General features: G+C 64.2%; 15 protein-coding genes. 5 read left to right on the top strand and 10 right to left on the bottom strand.

From position 1 onward, the window contains the following. The 10 genes from oppB to MUB52_RS21515 all read right to left on the bottom strand — a co-directional run bounded on the left by oppB (position 1) and on the right by MUB52_RS21515 (position 9,319). Positions 1 to 924, bottom strand: coding sequence for an oligopeptide ABC transporter permease OppB (gene oppB / locus MUB52_RS21560; protein WP_263846222.1), 924 nt, complete (start codon positions 922 to 924; stop codon positions 1 to 3). Positions 925 to 973: 49 nt separating this feature from the next. After that, positions 974 to 2,599, bottom strand: coding sequence for a peptide ABC transporter substrate-binding protein (locus MUB52_RS21555; protein WP_263846221.1), 1,626 nt, complete (start codon positions 2,597 to 2,599; stop codon positions 974 to 976). A gap of 302 nt (positions 2,600 to 2,901) precedes the next feature. Continuing rightward, positions 2,902 to 3,978, bottom strand: a complete 1,077-nt coding sequence (locus MUB52_RS21550) for a PLP-dependent cysteine synthase family protein (RefSeq protein WP_263846220.1) — start codon at positions 3,976 to 3,978, stop codon at positions 2,902 to 2,904. A 161-nt stretch (positions 3,979 to 4,139) separates the two neighbouring features. Further along, positions 4,140 to 4,982, bottom strand: coding sequence for an energy transducer TonB family protein (locus tag MUB52_RS21545; protein ID WP_263846219.1), 843 nt, complete (start codon positions 4,980 to 4,982; stop codon positions 4,140 to 4,142). Further along, positions 4,979 to 5,359 (bottom strand): ExbD/TolR family protein, encoded by a 381-nt coding sequence (locus tag MUB52_RS21540; RefSeq protein ID WP_263846218.1) that lies wholly within the window; start codon positions 5,357 to 5,359, stop codon positions 4,979 to 4,981. Before MUB52_RS21540 ends, MUB52_RS21545 begins: the two co-directional genes overlap by 4 nt. 3 nt (positions 5,360 to 5,362) lie before the next feature. Next, positions 5,363 to 5,740, bottom strand: a complete 378-nt coding sequence (locus tag MUB52_RS21535) for a biopolymer transporter ExbD (protein ID WP_263846217.1) — start codon at positions 5,738 to 5,740, stop codon at positions 5,363 to 5,365. Further along, positions 5,733 to 6,392: a MotA/TolQ/ExbB proton channel family protein gene (locus MUB52_RS21530; protein ID WP_263846216.1), complete on the bottom strand. Its 660-nt coding sequence runs from the start codon at positions 6,390 to 6,392 to the stop codon at positions 5,733 to 5,735. The genes MUB52_RS21535 and MUB52_RS21530 overlap by 8 nt, the downstream gene beginning before the upstream one ends. Next, a complete protein-coding gene (locus MUB52_RS21525) occupies positions 6,392 to 6,811 on the bottom strand; it encodes a hypothetical protein (RefSeq protein WP_263846215.1) in 420 nt (139 codons plus the stop codon). Before MUB52_RS21525 ends, MUB52_RS21530 begins: the two co-directional genes overlap by 1 nt. A gap of 121 nt (positions 6,812 to 6,932) precedes the next feature. Then, positions 6,933 to 7,244, bottom strand: a complete 312-nt coding sequence (locus MUB52_RS21520; protein WP_263846214.1) for an antibiotic biosynthesis monooxygenase family protein — start codon at positions 7,242 to 7,244, stop codon at positions 6,933 to 6,935. Between the two features lie 59 nt (positions 7,245 to 7,303). Beyond that, complete coding sequence (locus tag MUB52_RS21515) at positions 7,304 to 9,319, bottom strand: TonB-dependent receptor domain-containing protein (RefSeq protein ID WP_263846213.1); 2,016 nt, start codon at positions 9,317 to 9,319, stop codon at positions 7,304 to 7,306. Positions 9,320 to 9,524: 205 nt separating this feature from the next. Between MUB52_RS21515 and MUB52_RS21510 the strand changes: the two genes are divergently transcribed. Genes MUB52_RS21510 through MUB52_RS21490 form a run of 5 tightly spaced genes read left to right on the top strand, consistent with a single transcriptional unit; the run spans position 9,525 to position 13,539 of the window. Continuing rightward, complete coding sequence (locus MUB52_RS21510; RefSeq protein ID WP_263846212.1) at positions 9,525 to 10,571, top strand: hemin-degrading factor; 1,047 nt, start codon at positions 9,525 to 9,527, stop codon at positions 10,569 to 10,571. Beyond that, entirely contained in the window at positions 10,568 to 11,467 is a 900-nt protein-coding gene (locus MUB52_RS21505; protein ID WP_263846211.1) for a heme/hemin ABC transporter substrate-binding protein, read from the top strand. The genes MUB52_RS21510 and MUB52_RS21505 overlap by 4 nt, the downstream gene beginning before the upstream one ends. A gap of 4 nt (positions 11,468 to 11,471) precedes the next feature. Beyond that, positions 11,472 to 12,539: a FecCD family ABC transporter permease gene (locus MUB52_RS21500; protein ID WP_263846237.1), complete on the top strand. Its 1,068-nt coding sequence runs from the start codon at positions 11,472 to 11,474 to the stop codon at positions 12,537 to 12,539. A gap of 1 nt (position 12,540) precedes the next feature. Then, positions 12,541 to 13,329 carry a heme ABC transporter ATP-binding protein gene (locus MUB52_RS21495; RefSeq protein WP_263846210.1) on the top strand — a complete coding sequence of 263 codons (789 nt, stop codon included), beginning with the start codon at positions 12,541 to 12,543 and terminating at the stop codon, positions 13,327 to 13,329. Between the two features lie 39 nt (positions 13,330 to 13,368). Next, entirely contained in the window at positions 13,369 to 13,539 is a 171-nt protein-coding gene (locus MUB52_RS21490) for a transposase (RefSeq protein WP_318527455.1), read from the top strand. Positions 13,540 to 13,713: the final 174 nt, after the last annotated feature.

The raw sequence follows: 13,713 nt of genomic DNA, 5'->3' as shown, positions 1-13,713 counted from the left end.
CTAATACCTGATCTTCGGGTCGATCCAGGCATAAAGCACGTCGACCAGAAGGTTGAAGAAGATGGTGAGCGCGCCCAGCAAGATGGTGATGCCCATCATCACGCCGTAGTCGCGGTTGAGCGCGGAGGCGACGAAGAACTGCCCGATGCCGCCGGTCGAGAAATAGATGTCGATCACCACCGAGCCGGTGATCATGCCCACAAACGCCGGGCCCAGGTACGAGATGACGGGCAGCAGTGCGGGTTTCAGGGCATGGCGGAAGATCACGTGTCGCATCGGCAGGCCCTTGGCGCGGGCGGTGCGGATGTAGTTCGAGGTCAGCACTTCGAGCATCGACGCGCGCGAGATCCGTGCAATGGAGGCCATGAAACTGGTGGAGAGCGCAATCACCGGCAGCACCACGAACTGCCATTGTCCGCCCTGCCAGCCGCCGCCTGGCAACCAGCCGAGCCAGAGTGTGAAGGTCAGCACGAGGATGGGCGCCAGCACGAAGTTCGGCAGGACCTGCGCACCGATCGAGACACCCACCGCCAGATAGTCGAGCCAAGTGTTGTGCCGTACGGCGGCCAGGATGCCAAGCGCACCACCCACCAGCACCGCGACCACAAAGCTCCAGAACCCGTAGGTGAGTGTCACCGGGAAGCCCTGTGCAATCAGGCTGTTCACATCCTGGTCGCGATAAATGAAGGACGGCCCGAAGTCGAACTCGGTCAGGAGCGCGACAAGATACCGCCAGATCTGCACATGAAACGGCTGGTCCAGCCCGTATTGCGCCTGGAGGTTGGCGAGCACCGCGGGTGGGACGCCGCGTTCGCTGGCAAAGGGGCTGCCGGGGGCGGCGTACATCAGCACGAAGGTGAAAACGATCAGGATCAAAAGAACCGGGATCGCAACCAGCAGGCGCTTGAGGATATAGACGAACATGGGGGTCGCGTCACGGCGGAGCGGGAGGGGTCACCCGCTCCGCTGCGCCTTAGTCAGCGGCGACGCGGTAGATGTCGCGCACGTACCAGTTGTTCTCCACATTCTGGGTGGGCCAGTTGCGGATCGTCGGGTCCAGCACGAAGTTCTGTGTGTAGTGATAGATCGGCAGGATCGCCATATCCTCGGCGAGGATCTTCTCGACCTCGGAATAGATGGGCTGCGGATCAGACATCGTGACACTGTCCAACATCAGCTGGTCGACTTTTTCGTTGGAATACTTGCCATCATTATTGGCATTCCGGGTCGTCAGCAGATCAAGGAAGGTCGAGGCTTCATTGTAATCTCCGCACCAAGCCGAGCGCGCGATGTCGAAGTTCTGGTTGCCCCGGATCTCCAGATAGGACTGCCATTCGAAGTTGCTCAGCTTGGTCGTCACGCCCAGGGGGCGCCACATCTGACTGATGACCGTGGCGATCTGCTTGTGGTTTTCGGAGGTGTTGTAGATCAGGTCCAGCTCAATGGGATTGTCCGGCCCGTAGCCCGCTTCCTGCATCAGAGCCATGGCCTTTTCCATACGCTGCTCCTGGCTCCAGAGCGAATAGTCGATCTCGGGCAGTTCGAAATCCGCCGTGGCCCAATGGGTGAAGCTGTAGGCCGGCGCCTGGCCGGCCTGCAGCACCTGATCGGTGATCACGTCGCGGTTGATCATGTAGCTCAGCGCGGTGCGCACTCGGACATCCTGCAAGGCCTCATGACCGCTCTCGGTATGGTTGACGGTGTAGTAATAGGAACAGAGCCGCGGCACGGAATGCGCCACATCGGGCATTTCCGCCTCCAGTCGCGGATAGCTGCCCGCCGGCAGGTCGTCCATCATGTCGAACTCGCCCGCCTGAAAGCGGGTCAGCGCCTGATTGGCATCGTTGATCACATAGCCGGTGATCTCGGTGATGATCACGTCATCCGCGCCCCAGTACTCCGGGTTCTGCGCCAGCCGGATGAATTCGTTCGTGGCCATGTCTTCCAGCACATAGGCGCCGTTCGACACGATGTTGGCCGGGTTGGTCCAGGCCGCACCATGCGCCTCCACCGTGGGTTGATGCGTGGGCATGAAGGTGTAATGCACCGTCATCTGCGGGAAATAGGGCAGGGGCTGGGCCAGCGTGACCTCCAGTGTTTGATCGTCAACGGCGCGCACGCCCAACTCCGAGGGGTCGGCCTCACCCGCGATGACAGAGGCGGCATTGGTGATCTGGCTCAATTCCACATACCAGGCGTATTCGGAGGCGGTAGCCGGATCGGCGGCGCGCTGCCAGGCAAAGACGAAGTCCTGCGCGGTCACCGGATCACCGTTGGACCAGCGCGCATCCTCGCGCAGCTTGAAGGTCCAGGTCTGGTTGTCCTCGGAGGACCACTCTTCGGCGACACCGGGGCGCAGCGTGCCATCGGCGTTCTGCGTCAAAAGACCTTCGAAGAGCTGGCGGGCCAGGTGGCCGCCCACGGTTTCCTCGATCAGCTGCGGATCAATCGACGGAAACTGGTCGAGCATCCGGTACTTGAAGGTCTGATCAGCGGCCAGAGGCTCGCCGGTCACAGGGTGCGTCTCCTGTGCCCAGGCGGGCTGGATCAGCGCGAGTGTAAGAAGTGCCGTTGTGCAAAGGACACCTGTCTTGGCCATTTTTTATCTCCCTGTTGATTGTTGGTTGATGCGGTATCGGCCCGAGTCGTCGCCGATATCGCCATATGGTTGCAAATTTTGATAGAAATGCGCGCGTTGTACATGCTCAAAATGAGCTTTAGGCGACAAATCTCCGATGCCGAGTGCGCCAAAGTTCATTTGTGCGGCATGTCTGACACCGGCGCTACGCGCGCCTCAGAGGTAACGTGGCGGCGACCGAGACGCCGAGGAGATTGGCGCAGGAACCGCGCAGAGTGTGCGAGCCTTGGCCCGCACGCGGCTGGCGCGTGTCGCGCCTACGGTCACTCGTCCGGCATCTGCGCCGCGGGTGTCGACAGCGATATTGCCTGCTCCTCGTCGGTCATATGCTCTTCGATGCCCTCGAAGAGCGGCGTGGAGAGATACCGTTCGCCTGTGTCGGGCAGCATCACCAGCATGACGGATCCATCCGGCGCGTCCTCCGCCAGGCGCATGGCGACCGCAAAGGTCGATCCGCCCGAAATTCCCGTGAAAATCCCTTCACCCGTGGCGAGCCGTCGCGACCATTCAATGCCCTCCGCGCCCAGGATCGGGATGAGCTGATCGAAGTACGACTTGTCCATGGCTTCCTGCAGCACCCAAGGGATGAAGTCCGGGGTCCAGCCCTGGATCGGGTGCGGCTCGAAGTGCGGGTGGCTTTCGGTGGGCTGATGATCGGCATTGCGCGTATTCACATAGCCCGAGGCGATCAGCGCGGCATTCGCCGGTTCGGTGAGGATGATCTTGGTCTCCGGGCGCTCTTTCCTAAGGACGCGCCCGACGCCCGAGACGGTGCCGCCTGTCCCGTAACCCGTGATCCAGTAGTCGAGGCGGCTGCCATCGAAATCGCCGAGGATCTCGCGCGCCGTCGTCGCCTCGTGCATATCCGCATTGTCCGACGTCTCGAACTGGCTGGCGAGAAACCAGCCGTTCTGCTCGGCGAGCTCCTTGGCCTTGGTGTACATCCCGAAGCCCTTCAGGGCCCGCGGCGTCAGAACCACCTTCGCGCCCAGAAAGCGCATCAGCCGGCGGCGCTCGACCGAGAAGCTGTCAGCCATCGTGATCACCAGCGGATAGCCCTTGGCCGCGCAGACCATCGCCAGCCCGATGCCGGTGTTGCCCGAGGTCGCTTCGACAACGGTCTGGCCCGGTTGCAGGCGGCCCTCGCGCTCCGCACTTTCGATGATGTTGAGGGCGAGCCGGTCCTTGACCGATCCCGCCGGGTTGAAGGCCTCGAATTTGACGTAGACCGTGACGTGATCGGGCGCGATCCTGTTGATCCGGATCGCAGGCGTATCACCGACCGTGTCAAGAATGCTGTCGTAGGTGCGCCCGCGGCCTTGCGTTGTTCGTAGTCCCATCTTGCCCTCCCATCGCCATCTGCCGGAAGACTGCCACAGCAGTGGCGTTTTTGATAGGCCGGGCGCAACCGGTCCGTTTTCGGGTCGGCTTGAGGCGGTGCCGGTCCCTCTGCGCGCGCCATGTTCGTGCCAACAATGCCGGTCGCCCTGTGGCCCCCCGATCAGCCGCGGCCTTCAATCCCGACGGAATGGCGGCGCCGCGCGCCTTCGGGCGGTGGCGGAAACGGGGCCGCACGCTGCAAGATCTGTAGGGCGGCCCTGTCCAATCGAGATGAACCCGAGCTCCGCGCAACCTGCGCGGTCGCCAGCCCTCCGTCCGATCCAATCGTGAAATCGATCACGACGGTTCCGCGGATATCGAGAGCGGGCCGCCGCTGACGGGCGATGTGGCGCATGACGACGCCGGGGTAGTTGGTGGCGGCTGCTGTGCCGAGGGCCGCGGGCGTCGTCGTGGACTGACCTTGCGCGTTCGACGGATCAGCGGTGCGCGCCGTGGCCACACCGCGCACCGCATCTTGCGTATCGCGCCCGCTCCGACTGTCGCTCGGCTGCGGTTCGGCCGCCGACTCTGCCGGCGCAGGCCGACGATCTGGGCGAGGTTGCGGGCGCAGGGAGGTGGTCAGTCGGGATGCGGCGGGCGAGCGCGAGAGGGCCTCGCTTGAAACGCGAGCTTCTCTGGTCACTGGTGGGGCAGGCGTCTCCTCAACGTTTGGTGTGGCGGACGGCACGGCCGATCTGGCGGACCCGGTTTGGGCTTCTTCCGCGACGATTGGGTCCAGGGGCTGCGCGGCGTGATCTGCCGTCAGCTCTTCTTGTGGTGGGCGGGGGTGCTGCGTTCCGGCGGCCATATCGGCGAAACTCGTGCCCAGGCTGGCCACCGCCGCGCCTGACCCGGCCTCTGTCATGGCCTGCTGGGGCGATTGCCACGGCTGCAGAACCGCCAGGTGAAGCGCCGCGGCGCTGGCGAGGGCGGCGAGTTTCGCCGCTGCGCGCCGCCAGGTCATGGCAGAGCCTGTTCGGTGACGATCAAGACCCGGTCTGCGCCGAGCGATCTGAGCTGCCCCGCAACCCCGATGAGCTCATGCGCGGGGGCCGCGCGGTCGGGCATCAGGCGGATCTGTGACCGCGCGGCATTGGGCAGGCCCTCGTAGAACGCTTCAAGGTCGCTCACGGTGTCCCTGCCATATTGCATTTCCCCATCCGCGTGGATCACCAGCACATCGGGCGGCGCCAGGCCTTCAAGCTCGGCCGTCCGAACGAGGCTCACCGGCGTCTCGGTAGGTGCAGCAAGGGTTCCCGCCACCATGAAAAACACCAGCATCAGGAAGACGATGTTGATCAGCGCAATCGTCGGTTCGCGCGTCTGGCGGCGGGCGCGCATGGCTCAGCGCCCCAGAACGGTGAGTGAAAGGCCCGGAAACCGGCGCAGAGCGATCAGGGCGTCCGTCAGCCGCTGCGCATCGACCGCACCGCGCAAGCTCAGCAGCACCAGCGTGCCGGAGGTCGCCCGGGCCAGGGCGCTGGTCTGAAGATCGTCCAACCGGTGCGGCGCGCCGTTCACCGTCAGCCCGTCGGGTGAAAGCTGCAGGAACATCGGAGGGACGTCTTGCGTCCGTCGGCCGGCCTGTTGACCGGCCAGGATCTCGACCTCCGCAAAGCGTGTGAAGGTCGAGGAGAGCATGAAGAAGAGCAGCAGAAGGAAGATCACGTCGATGAGCGATGTCATCGACAGCCGGCGGCGCATCCGGGCCGTGTCACGCATGGGATGCACCCTGAACGGACGGTTCGGTGACCCGCGCCTGTGAGACAGCCGGCCCCAGCGCCTCGATCATCCTCTGGGCCAGCAGGCGCTCGCGCGCCATGCGCCCGTCGAACCAGCTGAGCGCCAATGCGGCGGGCATGGCAACGCTGAGCCCCGCGGCGGTGGTGAGCAGCGCAACCCAGATCCCTCCGGCCAGAACCGACGGATCGACCTGGCTGCCCGCGTCCTGAAGCGCGCGAAAGGCGTCGATCATGCCAAGCACCGTGCCGAAGAGCCCAAGCAGCGGCGCCAGTTGCGCCACGGTGTCAAGCCAGCGCAAACCGTTTTCGAGCCGTGCGAATGCGCCCTCGGCTTCGGCGGTCGCCCGCGTGCGGCTGTGTCGGGATGCCAGCGCTTGGACAATGAGTGGCGCGAGATAGCTGGACGACCGGTGCAGTGCCTCCTGCGCCGCCGCGGGATCGTCGGCGTCCCAGGCGTCCATCGCCTCCGCCAGCTGGCGATGCCGTCCGACGCCGGCCCGGGCGAACTGCCAGAGCTTGTAGAGGATCACTGCCAACGTCAGCACGGAGATGACCAGCAAGAGCAGGACCACCGGCCCCCCAGTGTCCACAAGAGCGCGGACCGGCGCGATCCAAGTCGACAGGTCCAGCATCAGTGAAGCACCTCGATGGTCGTGCGGCTCGATGTGCGCAGGGCAGTGTCGCAGATCTCACGGGTCAGCGTTGCGCCGGCGCAGCGCTCGGTTCCGTTGAAGAGGATCTGCCCCAGTTCGTCACAGGCCGCGCCGTCGACCAGGAACTGCCGCACGCGCGGCCGCCCGGCCGGTACCTCGCCGAAGTTGAACAGTGTCAGCCGATCCACTGCGCCGTCTTTGGCGAAGAGCACGGTTTCGACAACCAGCTCCTCGATGCGCTCCGCCAGTCCGTTCTGCACCACGAAGGTCAAGGTACAGCTCTGTAGATCGGTCGCGGTTGCGTTGAGCTCGATGCCGATGTGCCGGTCGGTCTCTGCCACCGCAAGCGGGGCGAGTGGCAAGAGACTTGCGAGAAGTGGCGTGAGTAGACGGTGCATTTGCATCCCCTAGTGTGCGTTCAACAAACGGTGAAACACCCTGGCGATGCCCTGCGGCAATTGCTGGAGCCTGACGCGATTTCTACCCCGCCACGGCGGCGGACTCAAACCGCGACGTCATTCAAACAATGTGCTGGATCGTCGAAAACCCCTCGAACACAGGGGCGCCCTCGTGCAGCTTGGCGGTCGATCCGGCATTCTTGTGGGCGTCGCGGAAGGCGGTGCTGCGGGTCCAGTTGCGAAACGCCTCTTCCGTGGCCCAGACGGTGTGGGAGGCATAGAGGATCGCGCCATCCGTTTCCGGCCCCTTCAGCATGTGAAACTCGACAAACCCGTCCATGCCCTTGAGATGGCTGTCCCGTCCCAGCCACAGCGCTTCGAACGCATCTGCATTCTCCGGCCGGACGGTGAAACGGTTCATGGCGATAAACATAAGGGCCTCCATGTGCTGGCTTTCCAGTGATTTGGCGCTTTGAACGCGGCGATCAAGGTTCAGAAGGTCGCGGCAAGGGTGAGAATGAAGTTCCGCCCCGTCGCATTTCGGGTGGACAGCCGCGGCTGGTAGAGCTTGTCGAAGACGTTCTCGATGCCGAACCTGATCTCGGTTCCCTCCCAAAGGCCACGCTGCGGGATATAGGTCGCGCGCAGATTGCTGACCCCGAACCCCGGCGAGATATCGGTACCTTCGTCGTAGCGGCGCTGCGCCACCAGCTCGTAGCTGAGATCCCATTGGTCCCCCAGCCGTTGCCCGAGTGTCAGGCGCAGCGAGTCCGCCGGATTGAAGCGGTAGTCCTGCACGGTCCCGTTCAGCAATGTCTCGTCCCCCTCCGAGATATGCGCGTTGAGATCGATGTAGAGCCCGCTCTGCCGCGCATAGGAGGCTTCCAGTTCGAACCCGTCCCGGTCCACCTGATCCACCGACTCAAGCGGATTGCCCATGGCCCGCAGCGTGGTCACGCTGTCTGAGGTCTGAGTGTAGTAATTCAGTTTGACCGCAAGCGTGTCACCCGCGTCGAAGACGTCCAGCGCCTCGTAGGATATCCCGGCCTCATAGGTCGTGGCGCGTTCCGACTGAAAGATCAGATCGCTGCTGATATCGTCCACAATCGGCAGGTTGACGGTATAGGCCGCGGAGCCGAAGAGCGCGATGCCGTTGTCGAAGGCGTATCTGACCGACAGCCCGCCCATCAGCGCATCGTCCCCGAACTCCGCCACGCCGTTGACGGGGTCCTCGGTGATCGTCTGGGTTTCGAAGCGCAGGGCGGGCGTGATCGTCCAGGCCCCGCCGATCTGCATGTCGTTGACCGCGTAAAGCGCGAAGACTTCTTTCTCGCCTCCGGGTGCGGCCCCTGCCGAGGCATCCTGGCGCTCGCGCAGGATGTATTCGGCCCCTGTGCGCAGGGTGTGCTGGACCGGCCCCGTCTCGAACAGCGCCGTGTTGCGGATCCGCAGCGTTGTAGTCTGATAGCGGTTGTCGGCATCGAGGAGGTTCAAGGTGAAGATCGGCAAACTGCGGTCGATGGCCTGGCTTTCCACGAGTTCGTCCGAGTAGGTCAACTCGACATCGAGATTGATCAGATCGTTGCCAACCGGGTTGTAATTGTATCGCAGACTGGCGACCTCATTCTCTATGAAACGGTCGACGTTGCCGAAATTGGCCAGCCCGAAGGTGTCGTAAGGCACGTCGAACTGCTCCTGCTCGGTGTTGGAGTAGCTGAAGGTCAGAGAATGCGCGCGATCCGCGCCGAAGGTGTAGCGCCCCTTGAAGAGGTAGGAGGGGTCGTCCAGATCTCCGGCAGCCGGGTTGATGTCATTGCCGTCGCCATCGCTGCGAACACCCAGCGTGCGGCGGGTGTAATTGAACAGCAGCTCAAGGTTCTCATCAGGCTGCCAGCCGAGGATGGTGGAGCTGGTGAGACCGTCTCCATTCGAGGAAAACTCGAAGGTCTGACGCCCGCCAAACCCGAGCCGGTCGCCGAGAATATCCGAGGCGTTGATCGTCTCGAGACGAACCACACCGCCGAAGACGCCCGAGCCGTATTCGAACGATCCGATCGTGCCGCGGATCACCTCGACCTCGCGGAAGAGGAACGGATCGGTATAGAGCTGCGTCCCGATCCGGTAGAGCTCCTCGCTGCCTTTCGTGGCGCCGTCCACCTGGATGAGCACTTTCTGATCCGTCCCAAAGGTGCCGTTGGCGCCGTAGCCGCGAATGTTGATGCCGGATCCGGCCGCTGTCGCCCCGTTGACCAGCGTCACGCCGGGGACGGAATCGATCAGCTCGGCAATGGTGCCCGCCTGTCTGTCCTTGATCTCGGTTGCGTCGATCGTGGTGGTCGGTATGGCGGTCTCGGTCGCAACCTCGCGTTTGCTTTCGCCCAGCACGATCGTCCCGAGATAGAGGTCATCTTCGCTCAGGGGGGCGGATTGTGAAAGCGCAGTCCCGGGTGCGGCAATCAGCAGTGCTGTTGTTATGCGCAGCAGGCGGCGCGACGAATAAGGTGACATGGAAGGCCCTCGAAGCTGGCGTGTACCTGAGCTTGCGAAGGGCTGGCCGCGGTGGATGTCTGTGTATTGGGTCAAGCGTCATGCTTGCCTCTTGCAACCTTAGCTTAAACTGACTAAAAGCGTCAAGAATAGAGATGACCGTCACGAGCCAGGTGGACCAGCGCACCCAGCCAGTTTTGATCCCCTGACAAAATGGTGCGCAGTGATGACAGACCTCACCCCAGACGACATTCGAGCAGCGCGCGCTGCCCAGCCCCAACTCCGCGACCGCGATCTTGCCGATCAGCTGGGCATTGCCGAAGCACAACTGGTGGCCGCCCACATCGGCCAGGGCGCCACTGCGGCCGCTGCGCATCCCGACGGGATCATGCAGGCAGCCGCAACCTTCGGCGAAACCATGGCGCTGACGCGCAACGCCTCCTGTGTGCATGAAAAGATCGGGGTCTATGAGAATTACCACCCCGGCGCCCATGCCGCGATGGTCCTGACCGACGACATCGACCTGCGGATCTTCCCGAGCCACTGGAGACATGCCTTCATGGTCGAGGAGGAGACTGACACTGGCCTGCGCCGCAGCTTCCGGGTCTTCGATGCGGCCGGCGACGCGGTCCACAAGATTTTTCTGAGGGACGCTGGCGCGGCTGAGGCCTGGGCCTCGGCTAAGGCCCAGATCGCCCTGCCGGAACAGGAAACACTGTTACAGGTGGCGCAGCGACAACCACCCGAAGCGCCGAAGTCAGACATGCGCAAGCGCGACGTGCTGCGCAAGGAGTGGCGGCGGTTGACCGACACGCATCAATTCCTGCGGCTGACCTCGAAGCTCAAGATGAACCGGCTGGGCGCCTATCGGATTGCGGGCGCGCCCTTCGTGCGTGCCCTGCACCCCTCGGCCGTTGACCGGATGCTCGAAGCGGTGCGTGACCGGCAGATCGACATCATGCTTTTTGTCGGCAATCGCGGCTGCATCCAGATCCATACCGGCCCGATCCACAGGCTCAAGACGATGGGGCCTTGGCAGAATGTGCTGGATCCGGGCTTCAACCTGCATTTGCGCGGCGATCATATCGCGGAGGTCTGGGCCGTTGAAAAGCCGACCCAGCGGGGCCCTGCGCTCTCGGTCGAGGCGTTCGATGCGCACGGTTCGCTGATCTTTCAGATCTTCGGGCTGGGCAAGGAAGGGCGCGACAGCCGCCCGGCCTGGCGCGAGATCGTCGAGGACCTGCCAACACTGACAGTGGAGACTGCAGAATGACCCGAAGATCGTACCGCGGTGATCCCGGGACCGCATTGGCAGGGCAGGTCTTGCGCGCCGTGCTGATCCTTCTCGCCTTGGGGTTGGCCATGTCGCCTGCGCAGGCGAACGGTCAGGCCAACCGGGTTGTCTCTCTCGGTGGATCGGTGACCGAGATCGTCTTCGCTCTGGGCGAAGAGCACCGCCTTGTCGGACGCGATACCACATCGAGCTTTCCTGCCGCGGCGGAGGACCTGCCCGACGTGGGGTACATCCGCGCGCTCTCGCCCGAGGGCGTGCTCAGCATCCAGCCCGATCTGATCCTCTCGGAAGAGGGGGCAGGGCCGCCGGATGCGGTGGATCTTCTCAAATCTGCTCAAATCCCCTTTGTCGAGATGCCCCAGGCGCGCACGGCCGAGCAGATCGCCGAGAAGATCAACGCGGTTGGCGCAGCACTTGGCGTGCCGCAGAAGGCGTCGGCGCTCGCCGAGAGGGTCTTGGCCGAGGTGCAGGCCACGACCGACAGCATCGCCGCCTCCGATCAGCCCCGCCCGCGGGTGCTGTTCCTGCTCAGCACAGAAGGCGGACGGCTCATGGCCTCGGGTGCGGAGACCTCCGCTGACGCCATCATCGCCCTGGCCGGTGGCGACAACGCGATTGATACATTCGACGGCTACAAGGCCGTGACGGCCGAGGCCATCGCCACGGCAGCTCCGGATGTGATCCTGATGATGGATCGCGCCGGCGATCACGCCAGCACCGATGCCGAGCTCTTTGCGATGCCCGCGCTGCGCACGACACCTGCCGCGCAGGCGGGTGCGGTGGTGCGGATGAACGGCCTTTTGTTGCTTGGCTTCGGCCCGCGCACGGCAGAGGCCGTCCGCACCCTGCATGACGCGCTTTACCCTGCGGGCTGAGCGGATGGCGTTCGTGGGTCCGAGCCTCGCCGTTCCGGCAGATCGGCGCCAGAGGGCGCGACAGCTGCATGGGCTCCTTGCGCTTGCGTTGCTCGCCGTCTGCCTTACCAGCCTTGCTGTTGGTGCCTCGGGCACATCGCTTTGGCGCGCCGTCTGGGCCCTTCTCACAGGCCAAGGTGTCTCGGCCGCCGAGGCGGTCATCCTGTGGGACATCCGCGCACCCCGCACGCTGCTGGGCGCCTGCGTCGGTGCGGCCCTGGCGGTCTCGGGCGCCGTGATGCAGGGGCTCTTTCGCAATCCTCTGGCTGACCCGGGACTTCTGGGCGTGAGCGCCGGCGCCGGTCTCGGCGCGCTCATGGCCATTGTCGCGGCCGGGTCCTTGCCTTTTGGCCTGGCGGCGTACGTTGGGGATGCGCTGCTGCCCGTGATGGCCTTTACGGGCGCCTGGGCGTCGATGATGCTGCTCTATGCCGTCGCGACCCGCTCGGGCCGCACATCCGTTGCAACCATGCTGCTTGCGGGCATTGCGCTGGCCGCACTGACCGGCGCGCTCTCTGGCCTGCTGATCTTTCACGCGGATGACATGCAGCTGCGCGAGCTGACGTTCTGGCAGCTGGGTTCTCTTGCCGGCAGTGCCTGGCCCAAGGTCTTGATTGCCGGCCCGGTGATCCTTCTCGCCACACTGCTGGCAACGACCCTGGCGCGTGGGCTGAATGGCCTTGCCCTCGGTGAGGCGGCGGCCCATCACATCGGGATCGACGTGCAGCGCACCAAGAACATCGCTATCCTCGCGGTCAGCGCGGCGACCGGGGCCGCTGTCGCCGTCTCGGGTGGGATCGGCTTTATCGGAATCGTCGTGCCGCATCTGCTGCGCCTTGCCACCGGACCGGATCACCACGGGCTGCTGATCAATTCCGCCCTGCTGGGCGCAAGCCTGCTGCTGGGCGCTGACATTGTCTCGCGCCTGATCGTGGCGCCCGCCGAGCTGCCCATTGGGATTGTCACGGCGGTGCTTGGCGCGCCGTTCTTCTTGTGGATCCTTCTGCGTCGGCGCAGCGTGGTGGACCTCTAGCATGATCACCGCGCGCAACATCACTCTCAGCTATGGGCGCACGCCCGTGTTGGAGGGGGTGGACTTCGCGGCGCAGCCCGGCGTGTTGACGGCGATTGTCGGCCCGAACGGATCGGGCAAGTCGAGCCTGCTGAAGGCCCTGACCGGCGAGGTGCCCTGCGCTGGCGAGGTGGTGATCGCCGGTCACGCGCTTGCGAGCACGCCGGCCTGGCGACTTGCCAGTCTCCGCGCAGTCTTGCCGCAGGCAACGCCGATGTCCTTCCCCTTCCAGGCCATAGAAGTCGTGCGTCTGGGGCTGGGGCAGAGCATCTCCGACGATCCGGACCGACCGTATCGCGCGCTGGCGCGCGTGGGGCTGGCCGATTCTGCCGACCGGTTCTACCAGGCGCTGTCGGGCGGTGAACAGCAGCGGGTTCAATTGGCGCGGGTGCTTTGCCAGGTCTGGGACCCTTTGGTTTACGGGCAGCCGCGCTGGCTGCTCCTGGATGAACCGGTCTCGAGCCTCGACATCGGTCATCAGCTGGAGGTCATGGGCATCGCGAAGCGCTACGCAGAGGCCGGAGGCGGGGTGGTCGCGGTGATGCACGACCTGAACCTCTCAGCCATGTTCGCCGATCAGATCGTGTTGATGCGCGCGGGACAGATCGTCGCCGCAGGTGCCCCGGACCAAGTGCTGACAGACGAAAACCTGTCCGAGACCTACAATTGCCCGGTGCGCACACGCACGCCTCCGCCTGCGTCGCACTGGTATCTCCTGCCGCAGGCGGCCATGCCGCAGAATACTCCATGATTTGCCCGCCTCTTCGAGAACCATCGGGCAAAGCGCCGTCTGCGCGCCGGTGCAGGCGCCCCTGCCGTGTCTGACGTCAGCGCCGACCTGAAACGACATCTCGGCCTGAAGCGCCTCCGGCTCCGAGGCCTGTCAGGAGCAAAAGAAGAATTCCTCCTCGCCGAAACCGCCCAGAACCTCAAACGCCTCGCGAAACTGGCACCTGCCTGACGACCGGATATAGGCCCCCCAATGATCGCCGCGGTCACCGGACGCGGCGGTAAAACGGGCGCAAACACGAGATGTTGTGGGATGGGTTTTCACCGATATCGACTGTTTTTGGCGCACAGGTATTGGCAGAGTGTTCATGTCCCTTGCCAAAGTCTATTCGCTCGGTTGGCCCAT

It is taken from the genome of Roseobacter sinensis (assembly GCF_025755255.1).
GTDB lineage: Bacteria > Pseudomonadota > Alphaproteobacteria > Rhodobacterales > Rhodobacteraceae > Roseobacter > Roseobacter sinensis.
This window is presented reverse-complemented; position numbering and strand designations above follow the sequence as displayed.